Here is a 23,937-nt window from a genome sequence, read left to right as displayed (position 1 = left end):
GCTTCCCCGGTCTTCCGTACTTGAGCCCAGGCTTCTCCGCTCGTCAGGCCAAAGCCATACACTAGTACCGACGCCACCAAGAACCACCGCAGTTGCGAATTGGCCCCCACATTTAAATGCACGTTGAGGATGGGTAGATTCAGCATCTTACTGGCGGCTGAAGGTGATAGGCAGTGTGTAGCTTACCTCCGTTGGTAGTCGGTTCTGCCGGCCGGGCTTCCAGGCGGGCATTTGCCGCACCACGCGCAGGGCTTCCGCGTCGAGCAACGGATCCACTGATTTAAGGATCCTGGCATTGGCTATAGCCCCGGTTCTGGTGACCAAGAAGCCTACGAATACTTTGCCCGAAGCCGTCGTACTATCGGGGTAGTGCAGGTTCCGCTTCAGGTAGGCTTTCAAGCCTTCCATGCCGCCTTTAAACTCGGGCATCTGTTCTGCTACTACTCCGAAGACAATTGACGCCCGGGATTGGGGCAAGGGGCCGAGCGGGGCCAAAGGCTGCGCCTCATTCTCCCTTAAGGCCAGCGGGCTGAGTTCCTCCGGTGTCTTGAGCTGTAGCTGCGTGGCGAACTTTATCCGGGTGGCCAGCTCGGTTTTTTGGAGCTGCGCCCATGCTTCGCCACATGTCAGGCCCAGGCCGCAGACCAGCACTAGGGCCACCACGAACCGGCGCAGCTTCGGCCGTAGCTGCACCCGCGGGGTAGTAGCTAGTTGCTCCGCCCGGAACCGCCCGCACAGCCGCCCGTCCGGGGAGGCGGCGCGGGCGGCGTCCAGGTCGGCCTGGGTGCCGCTGGTGAAGTCGATGACTTCCCGGTCGCAGCTGCGGCAGAAGTGACCCTGGGCCGTGGGCGTCAGCTGCTCGGGGGCCACGGAGCAGGGGGCTAAGCGCACGTTGAGGATGGGCAGGCGGAGCATAGAACTAGCGTTGAAACGTAAGTGGAATGGTATAATACACATTCACGGCCCGGCCGTTCTGCCGGCCGACTACGAATTTGCCCTCCATAAGCCGGGCCACGCGCAGTGCTTCGGCATCGAGCAGAGGGTGAAGGCCTTTGAGTACCTTAAAGTCGCGCAGCTTCCCGTCGGCCCCCACGATAAAGTTGACGAACACCCGGCCTTCCGCATCAAGCATCCCCGTATTTGGCGGCCACTGCAGGTTTTTCTGCACAAAGGACTGTATCCCTTCCCGTCCTCCGGGAAACTCCGGCATCTGCTCCACGTAGCTGTAGACTCTGGGCTCGACCTCTATCCGTGTCAGCGTATCCATGGCCACAAGGCCTTGCACATCCCCGCTGACTATCGTCACGGTGGAAACAGCAGGCGCTTTCTGAGAGGCCTTGGCAGTCGGAAGCGTCTTTTTGCTCAGTGTCTTCCCTTGGTTGGGCTTGCTAGCTGCCGAGGCCACTTTACGCACCTGCGCCCACGCCTCGCCACTGGTCAGCCCCAACCCGCATACCAGCACCAAAGCCACCAGAAACCGCCGCAGTCGGGGGCGCAGCGCCACGCGCCGGGGTAGCGGGGCCGGCTGGCTGGGGGCTAGCTGCTCCGCCCGAAACCGGCCGCACAGGTGCCCATCCGAGGCGGCGGCGCGGGCGGCGTTCAGGTCGGCCTGAGTGCCGCTGGTGAAGTCGATTACTTCCCGGTCGCAGCTGTGGCAGTGGCGGCCTTGCGCGGTGGGCGTCATTTGCTGCCAATCGGCGGGGCAAGCGCGTAGGCGCACGTTGAGGATAGGCAGGCTGAGCATATCAGAGGTGCATGAATGGAATAGCAATTGTGTAGGATACGTCCACGGCCTGCCCGTTTTGCCGACCAGGCACAAATCTGCCCTCAAGCAGTTGCACTATGCGTAGTGCCTCGGCATTCAGCGTCGGGTGCGGAGTCTTGAGCACCTCGGCGTTCTGAATACGGCCGGTCTTATCAATGACAAACTTGACGAATACCTTCCCCTCTGCCTCAGCACTGGCGGCAACGGGCCATTGCTGATTACGTCGTATAAAATCGAGGAGGCCTGCCCATCCACCGTCTTTAAACTCCGGCATCTGCTCCACATGGGTGTACGGCCCGGAGGGCGCCACCGGGACGAAGTCCTGCTCCGAGTAAAACGCCAGAGCGTCGACACCCCCCATTATGAGGGGTTCAACCGGAACATCCTCGTTAAGGTCCTCTACCTGCTCTTGTTTAGGGGGAGTACGCTTGGTAGCGGGGCGAGCCTTACGTACCTGGGCCCACGCCTCTTGGCTGCTCAACCCCAATCCACACACCAGCACTAGGGCCACCACAAACCGTCGCAGCTTGGGGCGTAGCTGCGGCCGCGTCACGGCCGCCACCTGCTCCCGACGGAACATTCCGCACAGTTGCCCATCGGGGGAGGCGGCGCGGGCGGCGTTCAGGTCGGCCTGAGTGCCGCTGGTGAAGTCGATTACTTCCCGGTCGCAGCTGTGGCAGTGGCGGCCTTGCGCGGTGGGCGTCATCTGCTGCCAGCTTTCGGAGCAGGCATTCAGGCGCACGTTGAGGATGGGTAAGTCGAGCATAGGTGTAGGCAGGAGTAGAGCAGGTAAGCTGACAACGTAGCCGCGGGCTTTACCTATATCAGGAAGATACGTTTCTCGGGCATTTATTGCATCCTGCACCGGTGCAAGGTGCTTGCCGAGGCCCCGGCAAGCGGCTTGCACCGGTGCAGGATGCCCAAAGCCTCCCCGGCAAGCGGCTTGCACCGGTGCAGGATGGTCAAAGCCTCTCCGTGAAGTACCTTGCACCGGTGCAAGACGTATCCCGGCGCTTCCCAATGCCTTTGCCACCGGTGGCAACAGCTTCCAGGCGGGGCGGCAAAGGCCCTTCACCCGCGCGGCTAGTCGAAATATTCCCGGCCGCGGCTGTCGATGTAGCCGGTGCGGCCGTCTTGGGTAGTCACGCGGGCCACGTTGGCCACGAAGGGCTCGGCGGCTCGGTACTTGGGCGGCACGAGCAGGCTGCCGTCCTCGGCCAGGTAGCCAAAGCGGCCCTGTTGCTCCACCACCGGGAGCACGAAGTTGTTGGCCTCCACGGCCCGGATGGCGTCGTACTCCAGCGGTAATGTCAGCTTGCCCTTGTTGTTGATAACGCCCCACTTGGCGCCCTGGCGCACGAAGAGCAGGCCGTTGTAGTCTTCCAGAATCTCGTCGTACACATTGGGCACCACGGCCTGACCCACGGTAAAGCGGAAGCCCACCTTGCCATTTTGCCGGGTCAGGTCGCCCTGGGTCAGAAATTCGGTTTCGGGTTCGGGCTCGGGCGGGGTGGTCAGGCGGCGGCCGCTGCCGTCAATCTGAAAGGTTTCGCCGTTGAGTTCCACCGTGGCCCGGTTGCGCGCAAAGGTGCCCGCCTTGGTAAAGTGTACCGGCGTTACGGGGTTGCCGCCCCCGTCGATGTAGCCATACAGCGGCCCGATGCGCACCCAGGCCAGCTCCTGCACGAAGGGCCCGGCCTCGTCGTAGAGCAGAGGCAGCACCAGGCGGCGGTGCTGGTCGGCGTAGCCCCACTTGGCGCCTTGCCGAAACGGAATCAGGCGGGCCGAGGTGGTCTGGGCCGGACTAGAGGCCGTCAGCAACAGGGTCAGGGCCAGCAAAGCCGCTGATTTGGGGACGGAAAGAAAGCGAAGGAGGCCAGACATTGCGGCTAAGATACAAGGCTGACCCTGAATCAGAAACCCGGGCTTCACCGGGCCTTCACCGCCGATGGGCCACCTTGCCCGGGCCCGCCGGCTGAAACAGCGGCCCGGTTCCAGCTGGGTCCGGCGCTGTTTTCACGCTGGGCAGTGGCGGCGGCACCGGGGTTTCGTACCTTTGTCCCGCTACTTACCAGGTATTCGCTGCTTTACTGCTATGGATTTAACCCCTACCTATCCGCGCTTCACCCTGGGCCAGACGCTAACGGCTGAGCAGCGGGAATTCTTTCAACAGCACGGCTTTCTGCACTTCCGGGGCTTTATTTCGCCCGAGCAGGTAGCTCATATTCTGGCCGCTACTGAGGCCATTCAGGCCCGCTGGCTGGCCGAGGGAGTGGAAAAGGTGAATGGCGTGCCCATCAAGTACGGCCACGACGTAGACGGCTCCCGCATTGTGCAGCGCTTTGCCTTTGCCTCCCAGCACAGCCCCGAGCTGCACGAGTTCTTGCAGGATGCCCGCTTCCCGGCCCTGTTTCCGCTGCTTGAAGCCAAGAATGAGCGGATTGGGGAAGACGAGAAGAACGGTCTGGTTATCAACCACTACGTGAACGTGCCCGGCAGCGAGTTCAGCCAGATGGGCTGGCACACCGATTCGTTGCGCGACATTTTCTACGGCCGCCGCATCGGGCCTATGCTCAACGTGGGCGTGCACCTGGACGGCACGCCGGCCACCAACGGCGGCCTGCGCATTCTGCCCGGCACCCACCGGCAGCCCCTGCGCGAGATGATCTTCCGCAAGAAGTACTTCAAGGACCTCTCGGCCGACCCCAGGAGCTGGCCGTCGAGACCGAGCCCGGCGACCTGACCGTGCACGACGGGCGCATGTGGCACCGCGTGGCCCAGTCGCCGCTGGTGGGCGCCGCTTCCCGCCGCCGGGTGATGTACGTGCCCATCATTGCCGGCAAGTACGAGCCCAAGCAAGCCGACAGCCCCACGCCCTTCTACCTGCGCTTCCTGCACCTGGTGAAGTAGGCTCGTAAATCAACGTGTCATTGCGAGGCCAAAGGCCGAAGCAATCCGTGCTCTGCGAAGGTAGTCCCGTCCTTATAACCAGAAAGCCTTTACTCGTAACAGCTAGAAAGGGCTTATCACAGCAAGCCGCCGCGTACATTTCAGAGGACGGATTACTTCGGCCTTTGGCCTCGCAATGACACAAGTTCACCATTTCACAACTTCACCTTATGCCCTACGCTCTCATTACCGGTGCTTCCCGCGGAATCGGTCGGGCCCTGGCCGCCGAGCTGGCCGGGCGCGGCTACAGCCTGCTGCTCACGGCCCGCAGCGCCGATCAGCTTGCCCAGGTAGCCGCTGAGCTAAGCCGGCTGCCCGGCGTGGAGGCCCGGTTTCTGGCCCTGGACCTGGCCGAGCCCGGCGCAGCTTTGCAGCTGGCTGCCTGGGTGCGGGAGCAAACCAGCGAGCTGGCAGTGCTGGTAAACAATGCCGGCTACGGCCTGTGGGGCGGTTCGAGGATTTGCCCCTGGCCGCCCAGCAAAATATGCTGCAACTCAATATGCTGCTGCCCGTGGAGCTGACGCACCAGCTTATGCCTTTGCTCAAGCAGCAGCCCAAGGCCTACGTGCTGAACATTGCCAGCACGGCGGCTTACCAGGCGGTACCTACGCTCACGCTCTACGCGGCCAGCAAGGCGTTCTTGCTTACCTTTTCCCGGGGCCTGCGCTACGAGCTGCGCGACTCTTCCGTGTCGGTGACCTGCCTGAGTCCCGGGGCCACCACCACCGACTTTGCCGACCGGGCCGGTATGAGTGCGGGCCTGCAGGAAGTGGCCGCCAAGCTTTCCATGACGCCCGAGCAGGTAGCCAAGTTCGGCGTTACGGCCCTGCTAGCCGGGGAGGCCGAAGTAATTCCCGGCGCGCTCAATAAGGTGTCGGCCAGGCTCACAGGTTTGGTACCCAAGGCGCTGACCGAGAAAATTGCGGCCAACATCTACGAGAAGCACCTGAAGTAAAGGTGGGTTAGTAGCGGGCCACGCGGCGGGCCAGCCAGGCACTCAAGCCGGCAAACAGCGGGGCCGCCACCACGTCGTAGGTATAGTGGGCGTGCTGAATCAGGACGAGCAAGCCAATGAGGGCGCCGGCCAGCAGCAGGGCGCGCCGCAGGGCTCGGTGTTGCACCGTAAACGCCAGCAGGAGCACGGTGGCGGTGTGGGCCGAGAAGAACAGGTCCTTGGTAATGGGCGTGGCCGAGGCGTAAAAGAGCTGGTCGACCAGCGGGTCGTGGAGCAGAACCAGGCCGGTGGGCGGCTCTAGGGGCAGGAGCCAGAGCGTGAGCAGCCGAAACCCGTGCAACAGGCCGTAGCCCCACAAGGCCCGCAGCAGCAGCGCCGGCCGCGGCACCAGATGCACCACCGCCACGGCAATGCTCAGGTAAATAGCCCCGAACGTAAGCCAGGATACGTCGTGGGCCGGCAGCCAGGCCAGCACCGGGTCGGGCAGCACCACGCCGGGGCGGGCCTGAATGAAGGCGAAGAACCGCGGAATAACGGCCCCAACGCCAGCAGCAACCCCACAATGCCGAGGAGGCGGGCCCGGAAAGCCGGCTGCCGCCACAGCTGCGGCCAGCTGGGCGAAGCCGGGTACGGCGGAGCAGAAACTGGGGAAGAAGCCGACATGTGCTGGATGAACTCGGAAGAAATGCAAAAGTAGCGGATAGGCCGGGGCAGCAAGTGAAAAACAGCTAGGCCGCAAATGGGCCCCGCATTGTACCTTGGGGTCTAATTTCCTTCCTGCCGGTCACTGATGAAATACTTCTATTCTGCTATTCTTGCCGCCGGCTTGCTGCCCGCTGCTGCCCCGGCCGCCCCGGCCCAGAATGCCGCCCTCAATGCCCGCATCGCCAAGCTGGCGGCCGCCGAAGAAGCCAAGGTCATAGCCTGGCGCCGCGACTTCCACCAAAACCCGGAGCTGGGCAACGAGGAAACGCGCACGGCCGGCATCGTGGCCGCTCACCTCAAGAGTCTGGGCCTGGAAGTGCAGACCGGCGTGGGCCGCACCGGCGTGGTGGGCATTCTGCGCGGCGGCAAGCCCGGCCCGGTAGTAGCCCTGCGCGCCGACATGGACGCACTGCCCGTCACGGAAACCTCCGGCGTGCCCTTTGCCTCGACGGTCAAAACAACTTACCTCGGTCAGCCCGTGGGCGTTATGCACGCCTGCGGCCACGACGCGCACATGGCTATGCTCATGGGCGCGGCCGAGGTGCTGAGTCAGGTGAAAAAGGACCTGCCCGGCACCGTGAAGTTTATTTTCCAGCCGGCCGAGGAAGGCTCCCTGCCCGGCGTGGAAGGCGGGGCTAAGCTCATGATTAAGGAGGGTGTGCTCGAAAATCCCAAGGTCGAGGCCATTTTCGGACTGCACATCAACGCCCAGACCGAGGTGGGCAACCTGTCGTTCCGGCCTGGGGGCGAAATGGCTTCGTCCGACCGGTTTACCATCAAGGTCATTGGCAAAGGCGCCCACGGGGCCCGGCCCTGGAGCAGCGTGGACCCCGTAGTGACGGCCGCCCAAATTATCGTAGGCCTGCAAACCATTGTGAGCCGGCAGGTGAACCTGACTGACGATGCGGCCGTGGTAACGGTGGGCACGCTCAAGGGCGGGGTGCGCTACAACGTCATTCCGGCCGATGTGGAGCTGAGCGGTACCATCCGGGCGTTCAACAAAAAGGCCCAGGAACAGATCTGGGCCGCTATCCGGCGCACGGCCACCGGCATTGCCGAAAGCGCCGGAGCTACGGTGGAAGTCGGCATTGAGCCCTACGTGCCCGTGACCTTCAACGACCTGCCCCTGACGGCCAAGATGGTGCCCACGCTCCAGCGCGTGGCCGGCGGCCCCGCCAACGTGAAGGAAGTGAAGGTGAATACCTGGGCCGAGGATTTTTCCCTGTACCAGGAAAAGGTACCCGGCTTGTTCGTCTTCGTGGGCGGCATGCGCAAGGGCGGCGACGTGAACATCACCGCCGACCACCATACGGCCGGCTTCACCCTTGATGAAAGCGGCTTTATCCTGGGCGTCAAAACCCTGGCCACTCTGGCCGCCGATTACCTAAGCATGAAAAAGTAAGACCCAGGGTAGCCTTACCTGCATCTTCCGCTCGCCTTTTCCATCTTTCACCGCACTCCGCCGACCTTTCCCTGCACCATGAAGTCAACCCGCTACGCCATAGCTGCCCTGCTGCTGGGGGCTCTGCTGCCTCATTCCACCACGGCTCAGAACGCAGCCCTCAATGCCCGCATTGCCAAGCTGGCCGCCGCCGAAGAAGCCAAAGTCATAGCCTGGCGGCGCGACTTCCACCAAAACCCCGAGCTGGGCAACGAGGAAACGCGCACGGCCGGCATTGTGGCGGCCCACCTCAAAAGCCTGGGGCTGGAAGTACAGACCGGCGTGGGGCGCACCGGCGTGGTGGGCATCTTGCGGGGCGGCAAGCCCGGCCCCGTGGTAGCCCTGCGCGCCGACATGGATGGCTTGCCCGTCACGGAAAAGAACGAGCTGCCCTTCGCTAGCAAGGTCCGCACTCAGTACAACGGCCAGGAAGTGGGCGTGATGCACGCCTGCGGCCACGATACCCACGTGGCTATGCTCATGGGCGCGGCCGAGGTGCTAAGCCAGGTGAAAAAGGATTTGCCCGGTACCGTCAAGTTCATTTTCCAGCCCGCTGAGGAAGGGTCCTTGCCCGGCGTAGAAGGTGGAGCCAAGCTCATGGTCAAGGAAGGCGTCATGGACAACCCGAAGGTGGACGCCGTGTTTGGAGTCCACATCAACGCCCAGACCGAAGTTGGGACCCTCAAATACCGGCCCGGGGGGAAATGGCGGCTTCCGACGTATTTACCATCAAAGTAAAAGGGAAATCGGCCCACGGCGCCTACCCCTGGCTGAGCGTGGACCCCGTGGTGGTGGCTTCCCAGATTGTGATGGGCCTGCAAACCATTGTCAGCCGCCAAACTCAGCTGACCGAGGACGCGGCCGTTATTACCGTGGGCATGATGCACGGCGGGGTCCGCAACAACATCATCCCCGAGCAGGTGGAGCTGACCGGCACCATTCGCACGCTCAACAAAGACATGCAGCGCAAAATCTGGGACGACATCCGGCGCACGGCCACCAACATTGCCGAAAGCGCCCAGGCTACGGCCGAAGTCGACATTATCAACTACACGCCCGTGACGTTCAACGACGTGAAGCTGACCGAGCGGATGCTGCCTTCCCTGCGCACCGCCGCCGGCTCCGAGAGTAAAGTGGTGCTGCAAAAGGCCGTGACCGGGGCCGAGGACTTTGCTTTCTACCAGGAAAAAGCGCCCGGCTTGTTCGTTTTCGTGGGCGGCATGACGCCTGGCACCAACCCGGCCACTACCGCCCCGCACCATACCGCCGGCTTCCGTATCGACGAAAGCGGGCTGACGCTGGGCGTCAAGACCCTGGCCACTCTGGCCGCCGACTATCTAACCCTGAAAAAGTAAGTTATAGATGAACATTGCCCTCGTTACCTGCGAAAGCCTGACCCAGTACGCGGCGCCCACCGTGGAAGATGAAGACAGCCTGCTCACCCGTTACCTGCGCGAGCAGGGCCACCAGGTAGCCCCGCGGGTGTGGACCAACCCGGCCGTCGACTGGGCCGGCTACGACAAAGTGGTGGTAAAATCCCCTGGGACTACTTCGACCGGGTCGACGATTTCTACGTTTGGCTCGACCGGATGGACGCCACTGGTATTCAGCTGCTCAACCCCTCGAGCATCATCCGCTGGAACGCCGACAAGAAATACCTGCGCGACATGGAGCAGGCCGGCGTGCAGATTGTGCCTACCCACTGGTTGCCCAAAGGCAGTGAGGTGGTTATCGACGAGCTGTTTGACAAGCTCGGCAGCGACCAGCTGGTGGTGAAGCCGGCCGTGAGCGGGGGCGCCAAAAACACCTTTACCCTGACCCGCCTCGAAACCGCCGAGCGTCTGCCCCAACTCACGGAGCTGGTGCAGCACGAAGATTTCCTGGTTCAGCCTTTCCAACCCCAGATTCAGACGGAAGGGGAGTGGTCCTTGATTTACCTGGGCGGGCAGTTCAGCCACTGCGTGCTCAAAACGCCCAAGTCGGGCGACTTCCGGGTGCAGCATTACCTGGGCGGCGGCATCGAGCCCCGCGAGGCTCCCGCCCACCTGCGCCAGGCCGCCGACAGCATCATTGCCCAGTTTGCTCAAGGCTGCCTCTACGCCCGCGTCGATGGGGTAGACGCCGACGGCCAGTTTCTGCTCATGGAGCTCGAGCTGATTGAGCCCTTCCTCTACCTGGCCTCCAGCGAAGGCGCCCTGGCCCGCTACGAAGCCGCCTTGCACGAGTAAGGTTATTAAGCTGTCATTGCGAGCAACGCGAAGCAATCCGTCCTCTGCGCAGTACGACTCGTTCTTTTACCAGAAAGCCCTTTCTCGTTTCGCACGGGAAAGGACTTTTTACTTTAGGTAATTCAGCACATTTCAGAGGACGGATTGCTTCGGCCTCGCAATGACAGGTTGGATACTGGTCCGCGTGAAATATTAGAAGCCATTCACGCTGAAGCCCCCGTCCACACTCAGGGTCTGGCCGGTGATGTAGCTGGCGGCGGGCAAGCACAGAAAGGCCACGGCGCTGCTGACTTCCTCGGGCTCCCCGATGCGCTGCAGCGGCGTGCGGTCCAGCACGCTTTGCAGGTACTGCTCATTGCTGAGCACGCCGGCCGCCAAGGGCGTGCGGATATACCAGGGCGCAATGCAGTTGACGCGAATATTATCCGGGGCCCACTCCACGGCCAGGTTGCGGGTCAGCTGAATAATGGCCGCCTTGGTCATGCCGTACACCGAGCCAGTCCGCAAGTGTACCAGGCCGGCCACCGAGGAAATGTTCACGATGCTGCCCCCGCCGTTGAGCTGCAGCAGCGGATAAGCCGCCTGACACATGCCAAACGTGGATTCCAGGTTAGTTTCCATCACGTGGCGGTAGTCGTCGGCCGAGTACACGGCCGTCGACTTGCGGATGTTGGTGCCCACGTTATTGACCAAGATGTGCAGCTTGGGCCAGCGCCGACTGATTTCGCGCAGCAGGTTTTCCCGCTCGTCGGGGCGGCTCAAGTCGGCGCTTAGGGCGTGGGCGTCGAGGCCCTGGGCCTGCCAACGGGCTACCTGGGCTTCGAGGTCGGCGGCCCCGCGCGCTACGGCAATAACAGTAGCGCCAAAGCGCAGCAGCTCCTCGGCTACGGCGGCCCCAATGCCTTTGGATGCTCCGGTGACCAGGGCAGTGGTACCCTGCAGGCTCCAGCGATTATTCATATTCAGCTATGTTTGGTTGGAAGGAATGACTGGTGCGGAAACGTATAAAATTATGGGAAAAGACAGCTAGTAGCCGTGGTCAAGCCAGGTGTTTACCCCAGCAGCGTGCCGACATAATGAATGATTTTAGCAGAATTTCAGTGAATTAGTCTTTTGTTGAAAATATTTCAACAAAACAGCGAACATCACGGGGTTAAATTCAGTAGATCCGGCCTCGTGTTGATAAATCATTACCTTGCTGCTGTTCGGTAGCCATTCCGAAACCCGCTCCTTTCTTACCAATTCCAAACCACACATTCATGAAAAAAAAGTACTCAGCAGTAGCTATGCTACTGGCTAGCGGATTTGCTTGCTCCACCGTTCAAGCCCAGGACAAGGCCGTTGTTCAGCAAAAAGTCCTATCGGATAAAGGAACCCCGGAGCTGATAGCCTTCCGGGCTGACGCCCCGCTTACACACTCAACGACGCTCGTAAGGCCCTGGCCGAGCAGCTGCAGCTGACCACCAGTGACCAGATGCTCCGTAGCAAAACGGAAATCGACCAGCTGGGTTTTGCTCACGAGCGTTATGAGCAGTACTACAAAGGTGTTAAAGTGGAGCACGCTTCCTACACGCTGCACGCCAAGCAAGGCGCCGTGCAAAGCATGTCGGGCAACTTTGAGCGCATCAGCAACCTGAACGTAACGCCCGCGCTGAGCGCCCAGGCGGCGCTGCAGTCGGCCCTGCAGTTTGTAGGCGCCAAGAAGTACATGTGGCAGGATGCCCGCGAGGAAGCCGGCCTGAAAGAGCAGGAAAATAACCCCGCCGCCAGCTACAAGCCTCAGGGTGAGCTGGTCATCGTGAACAATCAGGAAACGGGCAAGCCCACGCTGGCCTGGAAGTTCAACATCTACGCCCAGCTGCCCCTGAGCCGCGCCTACATCTACGTGGACGCCGCTACCGGCGCCGTGGTACTGCGCGACGCTATTATCAAGCACGCCGCAGCCACCGCTACCTTTGCCACTGCTTACAGCGGCACCCGCTCCTTGGCCAATGAAACGGTAGTGGCCGGGCAGTACCGCCTGCGCGAGTACACCCGCGGCCTGGGCATCGAAACCTACAACTGCCGCAAGGGCAGCAGCTACACCTCGGCCGTGGACTTTACCGACGCCGACAACAGCTGGACGGAGTACAACAACGCCAACTTCGACAACGTGGCCGGCGACGCCCACTTCGGCGCTCAAGCCACCTTCGACTACTGGAAGCTGGTGCACGCCCGCAGCTCCTACGACAACGCCAACGCTAAAATCAAGAGCTACGTGCACTTCGACGACACTCCCGGCGACGGGGTGGGCTACGAAAACGCGTACTGGAACGGCTCGGTGATGACCTACGGCGACGGGGCTTCGCGCTTCCGGCCGCTGACGGCCCTAGACGTGTGCGCCCACGAAATTGGCCACGCCGTGTGCGAGAAAACAGCCAATTTGACCTATCAGAACGAGTCGGGAGCTATGAACGAAGGCTTCTCCGACATCTGGGGCGCCGCCGTTGAGGCCTACGCCGCCGCGCAGTTCGGCCTGACCAAGTCGACCTGGCTGATTGGGGAAGACATTGATAAGGTACGGCCGGCGCTGCGCTCCATGAGCAACCCCAACGCCGAGGGCCAGCCCGACACCTACAAAGGCACTTACTGGAAAGCCACCACCACTTCGCCCACTCAGTCGAACGACTACGGCGGAGTACACACCAACAGCGGAGTGCTGAACCACTGGTTTTACCGCGTAGCCGTAGGGGCAGCGGCACTAACGACATCGGCAGCGCCTTCAGCGTAACCGGCGTGGGCCTTGACGCCGCCGCTAAAATTGCCTACCGGACCGAAAGCGTGTATCTGACGGCTTCCTCCAACTATGCCGCAGCCCGTACCTATTCTATCCAGGCCGCTACCGACCTGTATGGGGCTGGTTCGGCTCAGGTTCAGGCTGTTACCAACGCCTGGTACGCCGTGGGCGTGGGCGCCGCCTATAGTGGCGGCGGTGGCACTACGCCAACCCCCGTTACGTATTGCACCTCGAAAGGCAACAGCGTCGCCTACGAGTTCATCGACTATGTGGCTCTGGGTACCCTGACCCGCACCTCGGGTGCTGATGCCGGCTACTACAACGGCACGGCCCTGACGGCTCCCACCCTGACGGTCGGCACTACGCAAACCATCAGCTACAGCGCCGGCTTTACGGGCACGGCTTACTCGGAGTACTTTAAGGTCTACATCGACTACAACCAGAACGGTGTCTTTACTGATGCTGGCGAACTGGTGGTAAGCTCTGCCGCCAGCACCTCGACGGCCACCCGCACCGGCTCGTTTACGGTACCGGCCGCCGCCAAGAATGGCAAAACCCGGATTCGCTTCGTGATGAGTGACAACTCGGCTACTACCAGCTGCAACGCCTATAGCTACGGCGAAACCGAAGATTATAGCGTGACCATCTCCGGAGGCACGACCTTCGCCGGGGTGGCAGGCATCTCAGCCGGCAGTGCTTCGAGCAAGTTCGACGTGTATCCGAACCCCGCTACCGACCGTCTGACCATCGCGCTGCCTAACAACGCGGAAGTGGTATCGGTACAGATTCTGGATGTGCGCGGCGCCGTTATCAACGCGGCCCGCTACGAAGGCAACGGTCAACTGAACGTGTCTAGCCTAGCTAAGGGCATGTACACCCTGACCGTGAGCGACGGGCAAACCACCTACCGCCAACGCTTCGTGAAGGAGTAGGCGAGCCTAAAACTTCCTGGTAATAGAAAAGGGCCCGTCGAGAGACGGGCCTTTTTTATGTGGGTAGTGACGAGGCTTTTCCCGCATGCCCGGCCTCGGGTAACGGAACGCTCAGCTCTTTACCAGCAGCTAGCCTACACCTTTAAACCAAGCAGGGCTTTCCATCAGGTATAGCTTCGTATTCCAGTTAGAGGCCTTTTGCTGAACTACTTAAACAACGGCTCGTGCCTACGTAAAAGCACCCCTCTCCGCAGGGGAGAGGGGCGCTTTTACGTAGCAACAATAGAACTTGCTACTGCCAGGGCGAGTATTCCAGTTTAAGCTCCATCAGCCCAAATCCGTCGTTGCGGGTGGCATTGCCGCGCTGGCTGATGTCGTCGAGGTGGTCGGTGGTGGTGAAGTAGTACGAGCCCTCAGCCGAGGCATTGAGCTTGGGCGAGAGGCGAAACGTGAGGCCCAGGCCCACGGGCGCGACAATGGCCGTGGCCGGGTAGTCGTTGCGCTCGGCGGTGAGGAAGGTGGTGCTGGGCACCGGCCGCCCGTCGCCCATATACGACTCGGGGGTGTAGAGCAGGAACCCGACGCCGGCCTTCACATAGGGCTTGATCAGGGACGGGGCGCCGTGCGAGTCGGCAAACTCGCCTTCGTCCCGGGTCAGCTCGTAGCGCACAAAGCCGGTGAGGGCGCCGTTCTTGCCCCGGAACGCGTAACCACGCTCCGGCAGCTGGTCTTTGGCGCCCAGCTTAAACACGGAAAGCTCGCTGCCTAGTATCACGCGGGGCCGCACCATATACAGCACGCCCACGCTGCCGCTGGGGCCGGGCAGGTTGTCGTCAAAGCTTTCGGCCAGGTCGCCGTTATAGAAAGCGGCCCCGCCACCCAGGGTAAAATACAGCGGCCCGCGGTGGTAGGGGCGGGCCGAGTTGGTGTAGTGCCGCCGGCGGCGCTCGGGGCTCTGGGCCGCGGCGAAGTGGGCGTACAGCGAAAATAGCAGCAAGCTGCCGAGGAAAGTCAGACGAAAGTTCACGGCCGTATACAGTTGGTGAGCAGCAGGAATACGGCGCCCGCGCATCTACCGTTGCTCCCGAGCTCTGGCCGCCGGCTTATCGGAAGATGCCCTGGGGGTCGGGCAGCTTGGCGCTCAGCTCGCTGATCAGGTCAAAATCGATGCTGCTCACGTTCAGGCTCTGGCCCTTGTGCACGGCCTCCCAGGCCTTGGCGTAGTCTTCCCGCAGGTAATGCACCCGGGCCAGCTGCTGCCAGGCGTAGGCGTTGTTGGCATCAGTTGCTATGGATTTTTCCAGCTGCTGCTGAGCCTGGTCAAGGTCTTTTTTCTTTTTGGTCTGCTCGTAGCGAATCAGGTAGCTCGTGCCCAGGTCGGAGAGCATGAGCGAGTTGGTGGGCGCTACCGTCAGGCCCTGCAGGAGCAGGCTGATGGATTCGTCGGGAGTGGGGTTGCGGCTGGCAATAACGCCCAAGCCCCGGTAGGCGTCGGCGTTTTTCTGATCCAGCAGCCAGGCCAGGTTAAAGCGGTAGAGGGCCGTGTCGGCCTGGTTTTCGGTGATGTACTCGTAGCCTTTGTCGGAAAAGAACTTGCTGGCCTCGGTGCGGGAGGCAAAGTTCCGGTCAATATCGGCCAGGAAGGCGGAACCCACCAGCTGCTGAGCCGCTTCCACCGACAGCCCGCCAAACAGGGGCAGCAGGCGGTTGGCGGCCGTGCCCCCGGCCTCGGTTTTCACTTTGACTTTGGTTTTGCGCTGCGCGTGCACCGGCACGGCCATCAGGCCCAGGCCGCAAACGAGGAGCAACAGGTATTTTTTCATGGGAAAGAGCAACTAAAGAAAAGAACGGGGAAGCGGCCAGTACCAAGGCCATCAGGCAAATATAGGACGGCTACCGGCAACCCGACGCAGCCGGGTACGTTGGCCCTAGCCAAGCTGCCAATCCGGTAGTACACCCACTAAAGTATATAGTCCCGCGCCGGGTTCCCGCCCGCCTTTCTGCTTCGTCGTATTCTTCCCCTACATGCATTTATCCCGTTTGCTGGCCTTGCCCGCGTTGCTGCTGGTTGCCGTACTGGTGCTGGTCGCCAACGAAATGGCCCAGGCCCGACCCAGCCGCCGCTTTGCCAACCTGGCCTATGTGCCTGCCTCCGAAGCCGGCTTCGACACCGAGCGGCACCGCCTCGACGTGTACGCTCCCCGTCGTAAGGCTGCGAAGGCCTATCCGGTGGTGGTTTTTATTCACGGCGGCAACTGGAACAGCGGCAACAAAAATTTTTACTCGTTCATTGGGCGGCGCCTGGCCAAGCAGGGCGTGGTGGCCGTTGTCATCAACTACCGCCTGGCCCCGGGAGTGCAGGTACCAGCCATGGCCGATGATTGCGCCCGGGCCGTAACCTGGACCTACCAGCACATTGCCGAGTACGGCGGCGACCCGCAGCGGCTTTTTACCATGGGCCACTCGGCCGGGGGCGGGCTGGCCGCCCTGCTGGCGGCCGACAACACGTTGTTTACTCGCCGGGGCCTGACAGCCAACCCCGTGCGCGGCGCCATCCTCGACGACCCCGCCGGCCTGGATATGTACGACTACCTGCGCAAGATGCAGTACGCCGGCGACGCGCAGTACCTGGTGCCCTTCGGCAAAGACCCCGCGGTGTGGAAAGCCGTGTCGCCGCTGTACTACGTGACGGCCGCCACGCCACCGTTTCTGGTCTTTATCGGTGGCGAAACCTACCCGTCTATCCGCGACAGTAGCCAGAAGTTTCGGCAAAAGCTGAAGGAGCTTGGCCGGGAGCCGCAGTTTGCCGTGCTGCCCGGCAAAAAGCACGTGCCCATGGTGTTGCAGCTTTATTGGCAGAACAACGTGATATACCAGGAGCTGCTCAAGTTTGTGGGGGCCGGCAGCTAAAAGCCGAACAGCGTGGTTTGGGCCGCGGGCTGCTCGTGGGCCAGCAGCCACTTTTTGCGCGGCAGCCCGCCGGCGTAACCCGTAAGCTGTCCGCTGGCCCCGATGATGCGGTGGCAGGGCCACACGATGGCCAGGGGGTTCTGCCCGTTGGCCGCGCCCACGGCCCGCACCGCCCCGGCGTTGCCCAGCTGCCGGGCCAAATCGAGGTAGGAAGCCGTGCGACCGTAGCGTATACCTTGCAGCACCTGCCACACCCGCTGCTGAAACTCGGTGCCGCTGGGCTGGTCATACACCAAGGAAAAGTCGCGCAGCTCCCGGCCGAAGTAGGCCCGCAGCTGCTGGTGGGCTTCGCGCAAACATAAGGCCACGGCATCCTGGGGTGTTTCCGGTAAGGCAGAATCGTCCAGAAACGTCACGGCGGCCAGGCCGGCATCCGAGCCTTTGAGCTCCAGCAGGCCGATGGGCGTGGGCAGGTAGGAATAAGCAAAGTCCGGAGCAGCAGGCATGGGCGCGAAGTTAGCAGCGGCAAGGTACGCCCAGAGCCGTTCTACTAGCCCCCAAATACCGTCATTTCTGCCCAAAGCCGGTCAAACTCCGTGGTATAGCGCCCCACGGCCGTGGCGTCGTCGGTAATGAGCAGGTTCTCCAGGTTGACCGTAGCCGCCGAGCGGGTCCAGTTATAGCTGCCCGTAAGCACCAGGCGTTGGTCGGCCAGGGCAAACTTGTGGTGCATGTGGTCCGTGGTCTGGTCGATGCGAATCTGCAATCCGCTGGCGTGCAGCTTGCGGATGTCGGAGCCCTTGTCGAACAGCTTGTCGTTGTCGGTAATAAGCCGGATGCCGACGCCCCGGCGGTGGGCGGACAGCAGGGCGTCGGTTATCCGGTCATCGGAAATGGTAAACACGCACACGTCGAGCTGGTGGGCAGCGTGGCTAATAAACTGCCGGATGGCGTCCACGCACTCGTTGCCCGGGCTGAAATGCACGCTGGTCTGGGCCGGCTGGGGTGGGGGCTGGGGCAGCAGCAGGGCGCTGGCCGCCTCCAGCCACTCCACCACGGCCTTGTCCTCAAACGAGTTGAACCGCTCCCGGGCCAGGGCAAACAGCTGCTGGCGCAAGGTGTGCAGAGCCGCGCCCTGCTGCCCGTGCGCGGCCAAGCGGCGGCGCAGCTCCTGGGCCTCCTGCACCGACAGCGTGGAATCGGCGAAGGACTGCTCAAACTGGCGGAGCAGGCCGGAGGTACCAGCGGAGTCGGAAGCGGAGGCGCTCATGCCGGTTTTAGGTTAAGGACAGGGACAAGGCCACGTCCGCTTCGGTAACGTGGGTAATCGGCTTGGGAATAGCGGCCGATACGGTTTCCTGGGCCTGCAGCAGGGCTTCGGCGTAGGCCGTATCCAGCACGCGGGTCAGGCCGGGCTCGGGAGCAGCCGTGTCGGCATCCCACAGGCCGGCGCGGTGCCAGGGCGTGAGGTGGTCCCAGTCGGGCCGGTCGATGATGGGGTAGAGGCAGGCGCCAAATACCGGTACGCCGGCCTGCAGAGCCGCGGCGCACTCCTTGCCAATCATGTCAATCCACAAGGGCCGGTCCATACCGGGGTGGCTGGTTTCGGTAAGCACCACGGGCCGGTTGTAGCGCTGCCAGGCCCGCATTAGCAGGAAGCTCAGGGGGCGGAAGCGCGGGTCGTTGAAGTCATCGGCCCAGGGCAGGGTTTGGTGCGGGTCGAGCTGCCACTGGTTGTCGTAGTAGTAGTTGAAACCCAGCAAATCGAGGTATTCGGGCTTGCCGCCCAGGTCGGGGCACATGCGCCCAGCCAGCATATCGACGGCCTGAAACTGATTTTCGTCAAAGTCCTTGGCCCGCTGCCGCAAGTGGGCGTCGGCGTTGGGAGCGGCTACAATGTGAATGAGGGGCTCGGTAGTCAGAATCCGGATGCCGGGGTCGGCTTCGCGCAGCGCGGCTACTCCTTCGATATAGGCCCGCATCAGCCCGCGCTTTACTTCCCAGCCCTGGCCCACGCAGTAAGGCGAGGTGCCGCGCACGTCGCCGCCGAGCCAGCTCATAAAGCTTACCTCGTTGATGGGCGTCACAATGAGTGTTTCGTCGGGGCGCTGGCCGCGGTAGAATTCCACGAAGGCCCGGCACAGGTGGGCAAAGCGGCGGGCAAACATGGGGTGCAGGGGCGTCAGGTCGTCGGGGTAGCCAAAGTGGCACAGGTCCCAGATCTGCTGAATGCCGTGGCGCTTGCCCGCGTCGAGCATTACCTGCACCGTGCTCCAGTCGTATTGATAGGGTACTTTCTCCACCTGGCTCCAGCGGATGCCTTCCCGCACGCTGCCAATGTTGAAGGGCTGCAGATCCTGGTAGTCGGCGTCGAGGCGCTGTAGGTGGCCGGTAACGTTCAGGAAATCAACGCGGTGCCCGAAGGCGTTTAGCTGGTCGGTGCATTCGTAGCCACCCATCCAGAAAGTGCGAAACGGATTTGTGTGCGTCGTAGTGGAAGACATCATAAGCGCAGGGGTTAACGGGCAAAACAGGCAGCAGCCAGGGCTCTTAAAGCCCGACTAGGGCCTAATGTACCTGAAAAGTGCTGGATTGGTTGGGCTTAGTACTATAAGCATAGATAACACCTATTCATTTATGCTCGGCAGAAACCCTTCGGGCAGGCCTGGTAATAACCTATTCCATAGGCGGGTATACACCTGATGTGTAGCCAGGAGCGTGTATGCCCGCTAGGTGTATAAGTGGATAATGCTGTTGAAAACTTAGGCCCGATGGGCTGTCACTTCCTTCCAAATAAACGAGGTGCTTGCCTCCCGGGCAAACACCTCGTTTCTCAAGTAACCAGCACCCGTCGGCCGCCTGGCGCGTCCGGACTGAGTCAGCCGACAGTACCTGTAGACCGACTAGCTTAAGGCCGCGGCCGTGGCTCGACCTTTGTCGCTGAGGCTTTTGGCTTCCACGAAAATACGCTTGAACTCGGGGTGCCGGGCCCGGATGGCATCCTGCAGCCGGTCGATGGCCTCCTCCACCTGTATGGCGGTCAGGTTGCGCTTAAACTGCACGTCCAGGGCCAGTACCACGTCGGCCGGACCCAGGTAGGAGGTGAGCGGGGGACGGACGCTTTCGACCGCAGCTTCGGCCCGGGCAATGGCGTCGATGCTGGCCAGGGTTTCGTCGTCTACTCCTTCCCCCACCAGCAGGCCCTTGGTTTTGTAAATCAGGAAGATGGCCACCGTTACCAGCAGCACCCCAATGCAAATGGAGGCGGCGCCATCGAGGTAGGGGTTGTTGAGCTTATGGCCAAAATAAACGCCCAGCAAAGCAATTGCCAGGCCCAGCAGGGCGGCCAGATCTTCCATCATAATGGAAAACACCGAGGGGTCTTTGCTGCGGCCCAGCGTGTCCCAGAACCCGGCCTCGCCCCGGGTCTTGTTGAACTCCCGGAAGGCCAAGAAAAAGGAACTGCCCTCGAATAGCAGGGACAAACCCAGCACCCAGTAGTTCCAGGTGGGGTCGGTGATGGGGGCCGGGTGCTTCAGGTGCTCGATGCCCTCGTAGAACGACATGCCGCCGCCCACCGAAAACACCAGCACGGCCACAATCAGGGCCCAGAAGTAAAGCTCCTTACTGCGCCCGAATGGATGGCGGGTATCGGCGGGCTTCTCGGCTTGCTTCACGCCGTAGAGAATCAGCAGGCCGTTGCCGCTGTCAACCAGGGAGTGAATACCCTCGGAAAGCATGGCCGAGGAGCCCGTGAAAAAGGCCGCCACGAATTTGCTGATGGCAATGGCAATATTGGCCCCGATGGCCCCGTACACAACCAGCTTAGAAGAGCTTCCGGCCATAAAATGAAATAAGGATAACGTACCGGTGGTACGCGCCAGTTGAAGCGGAGGTTAACGTCCAGGTTTGAACATTCCGCTTTTATTCGACTTTTACGCCTCTATGACCCAACCTTCTACCGACCCCACTTCCAAGCCCCAGCTGCGCCGCAGCCTGGGCCTGGTGCAGGCCACGGCCCTGAACATGATTGACATGGTGGGCATCGGGCCCTTTGTGACACTGCCGCTGGTCATGGGCCTGATGGGCCCCAACTTTCTGCTGGCCTGGCTGGTGGGCGCGGCCCTGGCCTCGGTGGACGGGCTGATCTGGAGTGAGCTGGGCGCGGCCTACCCTGAGGCGGGCGGCTCCTACAAGTTTCTGAAGCTGGCCTACGGGGAGCAGAAGTGGGGCCGCTACATGTCGTTTCTTTACGTGTGGCAAACCCTGATTCAGTCGCCGCTGGTGCTGGCCTCGGGCGCCATCGGCTTTGCCCAGTACTTCGGCTACCTCGTGCCCCTGACGGAGTGGTGGCAGCCCAAGATGGTGGCCGGCTCGGTGGTGCTACTGCTTATTGTGCTGCTGTACCGCCGCATCGAGGACATTGGCAAGCTGGGCGTGGTGCTCTGGGTGGGCGTGCTGGCCCTCATGGCCTGGCTGATTTTCGGCGGCCTGACGCACCCCAATCACCACGTCGATATTTTCCCCAGCGGCGGGCTGCCGGTGCTGCCTGGTTTGCTGCTGTCGGTAGCCATGGGGCAGGCGGCCGTCAAAACCATCTATTCCTACCTGGGCTACTACAACGTGTGCCACCTGGGGGCCGAAATCCGGGAGCCGCAGCGCGTGATTCCGCGCAGCATTTTCCTGAGCATTCTGGGCATTGCGGCCCTGTACCTGCTGCTCAACTGGAGCGTGGGCACCGTGATTCCCTGGCAGGAAGTGCAGGCCTGGCAGGCCGGGGCCGGGGATAAGTCGCAGTTTATCGTGAGCGTGTTTGTGGAGCGGCTCTACGGGCCGGCTGCCGCCACGGTGGCTACGGGCCTGGTGCTGCTGGTGGCCTTTGCGTCGTTGTTTGCGGTGCTGCTGGGCTACTCCCGCATCCCGTACGCCGCCGCTGCCGACGGTGAGTTTTTGCCCCTGTTCGGCAAGCTGCACCCTACCAAGGACTTTCCCTACGTGTCGCTCCTGCTGCTCGGGGGCGTGGGCTTCGTGTTTAGTTTGCTGTTTCGGCTGGGCGAGGTTATTTCGGCCATCCTAGCCATGCGCATTCTGGTGCAGTTTGTGGGGCAGGCCGTGGGCCTGATCCTGCTGCGCCGCCGGCGCGGCACGGCCGGACTGCCCTTCCGCATGCCGCTGTATCCGCTGCCGGTGGTGCTGGCCATCGTGGTGTGGCTGGCCGTGTTCTGCGGGATTGCGCCGGTCGAGGTAAGCTGGGGCGGCCTGCACTTCCGGCTGTATTTTCAGCTGGCGGCCCTGGGCATGATGGGATTGGGCACGGTGGCATTTCTGCTCTGGAGCCGGCAGCGGGGGCAGTGGCCTTTTGCTAATCGGTAGATCAGCCGTTATTCCAGCCGCTTCTCGTAGCAGAAAAACCGCAGCCCCGGCCGAAACGCCAGCGTGATTTCGCCGGCAAAGCGGTAGCCCAGCTTCGGAAACAGCCGCTGGGTGGCCGCGTTTTCCGAGTTGGTATCCACCCGCAGCGACTTCAGGCCCCAGGCCCGGGCTAATTTTTCGGCCTGGTCCAGTAAGGCGGCCGCCACGCCTTTGCCCTGCGCGTTGGGGTCCACGGCCAGGCGGTGCGTTACAATGGCCGTTTCGGTCGGGTCCCAGTCGGCCTGGGCGTACTCTTCGTCCTGGTCCTGGGTGAGGGCCGCCACGCCGGCTATCTGCCCGTCCAGCTCAGCCACCCACAGCTGCTCCCGGGCAATATCCTGACGGAAAACCTCTTCGTTGGGATAGTCGGCGCTCCACTGCTGGTTGCCGCTGGCTTGCATCAGCGGCACCACGTGGCGTACCAGGTTCAGAATGGCAGGTAAGTCGGCGGTAATGGCGGGGCGAATAGTCGGCATAAGGCGGTTGTAAGGCAAGGCAAATACAAGGGAGGTATGCACTGAAGCCCGGCCCTAAGCTAGGGAAAGATGCGAACCGGTGCTTAGCGGGCCATTTCATTGCGGCCGCCTATCGTGCTGATGTTCATAAACAGGGTGGGGCGCAGCAGCTTGCTGGTACGCAGGTAGTGCTCCATAAAGGCCTGGCTTTTCTGTAAAAGTGTTTCATTTTCTGCCAGAGCCTGCTGAAACTGCTTTAGGGAGGTCTGGCGGCTGGCTTCCTGGAAGCGCACTACGGCCAGCAGTTCTCGCGAACGGGCGAAGTCAGCGGCGATGGGAGGGAGCAGCAGCTGCAGCTCCGCATCCGTTTTCTTGGGCTGAAACTGATGGTTGAAGTAATTCACGAAGTCATTCAGCTTATTGCTGCCCGCATTCATGGCGTTCTGCGCGTTGTTGTACGCCGTGATGTAGTAGTTCTCTTCCAGTACCCGGTTGTTGCCCAAAAAGCTGAGGGTATGGTCATCCTGCACACCGTGTTGCTCTACGCGTCGGTTGGCGGCGTGCAGCTGGGCAATGTAGCTTTGCTGCTCGTAGGCGGTTACTGAGTCGGCCACGTGAAACGGGTGTGCGGCCGGGCTTGGCACGGTTCCCTCCTGAAACTGAGCCGGGCTACGCGGTGTGGCCAACAGCTGCCACAGCGGGTCAAAAGGCATGTGGTCCTTAATCATGGTTACGGGCCGCACTTTGTAGTAAGAGTTGGTAAAGCGCGGCACAAACGTGCTTTCTACTACATACCCCGCGCTCCACGTGGGGTCCATCAGATACCACTCTCCGGCCAGTTGCGTAGCGCACCACATGTGCCCCACCGGAGTCACTGTTCCGTCGTGGTGCTTGGTGTAGCCAGGTATCACGCGGGTTTTAACCCCAGCCTGGTTGGCAATGGCCGCGTAGAGTTCGGCGTAGTTGGTACATACGCCCTTGCGGCTGGCCATAGTTTCCTGCACCACCACGGCTGGCTCGCGCTGAAAGCTTACCACGTAGCGTTTTGCCACATCATAGCGAATATGCGTTGCCACCCACACAAAAGCGGCTCGGGCCTTGTCGGCGTCGGTGGCAAAGGAGACAGTGATATAACGAGCTAGTCCTGCCACCGTGCGGGCCGACGAGTCGGGTACCTGCTGCATTTTGGCATCCACAGCTTGGTATGGAGGTACTGGGGCGGGCCGTGGCTTGGCCTTTTGGGCGGTGGCCGGAAAAGCAGCCCAGCTTAAGAAAAGTACGGCCAGGGTATACCGGCAAAGAAGCGTAAGCATAAGAAGAATAGAGTAAAGAACCAGCCGCCAATTAACAAAGTTGGGCAAATCCCGCGGGACTAGCCCCGAAATTTGCCCACTACTTTCTACTTGATT

General features: G+C 61.8%; 24 protein-coding genes and 2 pseudogenes. 12 read left to right on the top strand and 14 right to left on the bottom strand.

Features of this window, described 5'->3' with window-relative positions; translation table 11 throughout:
- Window positions 1–147 precede the first annotated feature (147 nt).
- The 4 genes from MUN79_RS03365 to MUN79_RS03350 all read right to left on the bottom strand — a co-directional run bounded on the left by MUN79_RS03365 (window position 148) and on the right by MUN79_RS03350 (window position 3,649).
- On the bottom strand, window positions 148–915 hold the full coding sequence (locus MUN79_RS03365) for an energy transducer TonB (protein ID WP_244676383.1): 768 nt from the start codon (window positions 913–915) through the stop codon (window positions 148–150).
- A 4-nt stretch (window positions 916–919) separates the two neighbouring features.
- Complete coding sequence (locus MUN79_RS03360) at window positions 920–1,744, bottom strand: energy transducer TonB (protein ID WP_244676382.1); 825 nt, start codon at window positions 1,742–1,744, stop codon at window positions 920–922.
- Window position 1,745: 1 nt separating this feature from the next.
- The gene (locus tag MUN79_RS03355; RefSeq protein ID WP_244676381.1) at window positions 1,746–2,531 is read right to left on the bottom strand and encodes an energy transducer TonB; all 786 of its coding nucleotides are present in this window, start codon (window positions 2,529–2,531) and stop codon (window positions 1,746–1,748) included.
- Window positions 2,532–2,848: 317 nt separating this feature from the next.
- Complete coding sequence (locus MUN79_RS03350; protein ID WP_244676380.1) at window positions 2,849–3,649, bottom strand: WG repeat-containing protein; 801 nt, start codon at window positions 3,647–3,649, stop codon at window positions 2,849–2,851.
- A 211-nt stretch (window positions 3,650–3,860) separates the two neighbouring features.
- On the opposite strand from MUN79_RS03350, the gene MUN79_RS03345 reads away from it, so the two are divergent.
- The 4 genes from MUN79_RS03345 to MUN79_RS30585 all read left to right on the top strand — a co-directional run bounded on the left by MUN79_RS03345 (window position 3,861) and on the right by MUN79_RS30585 (window position 5,669).
- Window positions 3,861–4,508, top strand: a complete 648-nt coding sequence (locus tag MUN79_RS03345; RefSeq protein WP_311136647.1) for a phytanoyl-CoA dioxygenase family protein — start codon at window positions 3,861–3,863, stop codon at window positions 4,506–4,508.
- Window positions 4,509–4,510: 2 nt separating this feature from the next.
- On the top strand, window positions 4,511–4,675 hold the full coding sequence (locus MUN79_RS30595; protein WP_311136646.1) for a hypothetical protein: 165 nt from the start codon (window positions 4,511–4,513) through the stop codon (window positions 4,673–4,675).
- A gap of 209 nt (window positions 4,676–4,884) precedes the next feature.
- Complete coding sequence (locus MUN79_RS30590; RefSeq protein ID WP_311136645.1) at window positions 4,885–5,235, top strand: SDR family NAD(P)-dependent oxidoreductase; 351 nt, start codon at window positions 4,885–4,887, stop codon at window positions 5,233–5,235.
- A complete protein-coding gene (locus MUN79_RS30585; RefSeq protein WP_311136644.1) occupies window positions 5,199–5,669 on the top strand; it encodes an SDR family NAD(P)-dependent oxidoreductase in 471 nt (156 codons plus the stop codon). The genes MUN79_RS30590 and MUN79_RS30585 overlap by 37 nt, the downstream gene beginning before the upstream one ends.
- A 7-nt stretch (window positions 5,670–5,676) precedes the next feature.
- Here the strand turns inward: MUN79_RS30585 and MUN79_RS03335 are convergent, their stop codons facing one another.
- Window positions 5,677–6,270 (bottom strand): phosphatase PAP2-related protein, encoded by a 594-nt coding sequence (locus MUN79_RS03335; protein ID WP_244676379.1) that lies wholly within the window; start codon window positions 6,268–6,270, stop codon window positions 5,677–5,679.
- A gap of 189 nt (window positions 6,271–6,459) precedes the next feature.
- Here MUN79_RS03335 and MUN79_RS03330 point away from each other — a divergent pair, with 189 nt between their 5' ends.
- The 4 genes and pseudogenes from MUN79_RS03330 (at window position 6,460) to MUN79_RS03320 (ending at window position 10,043) form a co-directional block, all read left to right on the top strand.
- Window positions 6,460–7,776: an amidohydrolase gene (locus tag MUN79_RS03330; protein ID WP_244676378.1), complete on the top strand. Its 1,317-nt coding sequence runs from the start codon at window positions 6,460–6,462 to the stop codon at window positions 7,774–7,776.
- Between the two features lie 78 nt (window positions 7,777–7,854).
- Window positions 7,855–9,170: pseudogene (locus MUN79_RS03325) on the top strand (amidohydrolase).
- 7 nt (window positions 9,171–9,177) lie between these two features.
- Window positions 9,178–9,297, top strand: a pseudogene (locus tag MUN79_RS32335) (hypothetical protein); the annotation flags it as partial.
- Between the two features lie 2 nt (window positions 9,298–9,299).
- On the top strand, window positions 9,300–10,043 hold the full coding sequence (locus tag MUN79_RS03320) for an ATP-grasp domain-containing protein (protein ID WP_244676377.1): 744 nt from the start codon (window positions 9,300–9,302) through the stop codon (window positions 10,041–10,043).
- Between the two features lie 192 nt (window positions 10,044–10,235).
- Here MUN79_RS03320 and MUN79_RS03315 read toward each other — a convergent pair whose 3' ends face one another.
- Window positions 10,236–11,003: an SDR family oxidoreductase gene (locus MUN79_RS03315; protein WP_244676376.1), complete on the bottom strand. Its 768-nt coding sequence runs from the start codon at window positions 11,001–11,003 to the stop codon at window positions 10,236–10,238.
- 514 nt (window positions 11,004–11,517) lie between these two features.
- Between MUN79_RS03315 and MUN79_RS03310 the strand changes: the two genes are divergently transcribed.
- Entirely contained in the window at window positions 11,518–12,813 is a 1,296-nt protein-coding gene (locus tag MUN79_RS03310) for a M4 family metallopeptidase (protein WP_262922981.1), read from the top strand.
- 5 nt (window positions 12,814–12,818) lie between these two features.
- The gene (locus tag MUN79_RS29830) at window positions 12,819–13,751 is read left to right on the top strand and encodes a GEVED domain-containing protein (protein ID WP_262922980.1); all 933 of its coding nucleotides are present in this window, start codon (window positions 12,819–12,821) and stop codon (window positions 13,749–13,751) included.
- Between the two features lie 292 nt (window positions 13,752–14,043).
- Here MUN79_RS29830 and MUN79_RS03300 read toward each other — a convergent pair whose 3' ends face one another.
- Together MUN79_RS03300 and MUN79_RS03295 are read right to left on the bottom strand one after the other, a co-directional pair.
- Window positions 14,044–14,778 carry a hypothetical protein gene (locus MUN79_RS03300; protein ID WP_244676375.1) on the bottom strand — a complete coding sequence of 245 codons (735 nt, stop codon included), beginning with the start codon at window positions 14,776–14,778 and terminating at the stop codon, window positions 14,044–14,046.
- A 76-nt stretch (window positions 14,779–14,854) separates the two neighbouring features.
- Window positions 14,855–15,574 carry a tetratricopeptide repeat protein gene (locus tag MUN79_RS03295; RefSeq protein WP_244676374.1) on the bottom strand — a complete coding sequence of 240 codons (720 nt, stop codon included), beginning with the start codon at window positions 15,572–15,574 and terminating at the stop codon, window positions 14,855–14,857.
- Window positions 15,575–15,776: 202 nt separating this feature from the next.
- Between MUN79_RS03295 and MUN79_RS03290 the strand changes: the two genes are divergently transcribed.
- A complete protein-coding gene (locus MUN79_RS03290) occupies window positions 15,777–16,661 on the top strand; it encodes an alpha/beta hydrolase (RefSeq protein ID WP_244676373.1) in 885 nt (294 codons plus the stop codon).
- Here the strand turns inward: MUN79_RS03290 and MUN79_RS03285 are convergent.
- The 4 genes from MUN79_RS03285 to MUN79_RS03270 all read right to left on the bottom strand — a co-directional run bounded on the left by MUN79_RS03285 (window position 16,658) and on the right by MUN79_RS03270 (window position 20,506).
- Window positions 16,658–17,167 carry a methylated-DNA--[protein]-cysteine S-methyltransferase gene (locus tag MUN79_RS03285; RefSeq protein ID WP_244676372.1) on the bottom strand — a complete coding sequence of 170 codons (510 nt, stop codon included), beginning with the start codon at window positions 17,165–17,167 and terminating at the stop codon, window positions 16,658–16,660. The two genes, MUN79_RS03290 and MUN79_RS03285, sit on opposite strands and share 4 nt — an antisense overlap.
- 44 nt (window positions 17,168–17,211) lie before the next feature.
- Entirely contained in the window at window positions 17,212–17,931 is a 720-nt protein-coding gene (locus MUN79_RS03280) for a phospholipase D-like domain-containing protein (RefSeq protein ID WP_244676371.1), read from the bottom strand.
- Between the two features lie 7 nt (window positions 17,932–17,938).
- Window positions 17,939–19,165 (bottom strand): glycoside hydrolase family 1 protein, encoded by a 1,227-nt coding sequence (locus MUN79_RS03275; RefSeq protein WP_375378236.1) that lies wholly within the window; start codon window positions 19,163–19,165, stop codon window positions 17,939–17,941.
- 399 nt (window positions 19,166–19,564) lie between these two features.
- A complete protein-coding gene (locus MUN79_RS03270) occupies window positions 19,565–20,506 on the bottom strand; it encodes a cation diffusion facilitator family transporter (RefSeq protein WP_244676369.1) in 942 nt (313 codons plus the stop codon).
- A 100-nt stretch (window positions 20,507–20,606) separates the two neighbouring features.
- Here MUN79_RS03270 and MUN79_RS03265 point away from each other — a divergent pair, with 100 nt between their 5' ends.
- Window positions 20,607–22,034, top strand: a complete 1,428-nt coding sequence (locus MUN79_RS03265; RefSeq protein ID WP_244676368.1) for an APC family permease — start codon at window positions 20,607–20,609, stop codon at window positions 22,032–22,034.
- Between the two features lie 8 nt (window positions 22,035–22,042).
- On the opposite strand, the gene MUN79_RS03260 is transcribed toward MUN79_RS03265, so the two are convergent.
- Both MUN79_RS03260 and MUN79_RS03255 read right to left on the bottom strand, forming a co-directional pair.
- Window positions 22,043–22,591 carry a GNAT family N-acetyltransferase gene (locus MUN79_RS03260; protein ID WP_244676367.1) on the bottom strand — a complete coding sequence of 183 codons (549 nt, stop codon included), beginning with the start codon at window positions 22,589–22,591 and terminating at the stop codon, window positions 22,043–22,045.
- A gap of 41 nt (window positions 22,592–22,632) precedes the next feature.
- The gene (locus MUN79_RS03255) at window positions 22,633–23,724 is read right to left on the bottom strand and encodes a transglutaminase domain-containing protein (RefSeq protein WP_244676366.1); all 1,092 of its coding nucleotides are present in this window, start codon (window positions 23,722–23,724) and stop codon (window positions 22,633–22,635) included.
- Window positions 23,725–23,937 lie beyond the last annotated feature (213 nt).

It is taken from the genome of Hymenobacter cellulosilyticus, assembly GCF_022919215.1.
GTDB classification, from domain to species: domain Bacteria; phylum Bacteroidota; class Bacteroidia; order Cytophagales; family Hymenobacteraceae; genus Hymenobacter; species Hymenobacter cellulosilyticus.
This window is presented reverse-complemented; position numbering and strand designations above follow the sequence as displayed.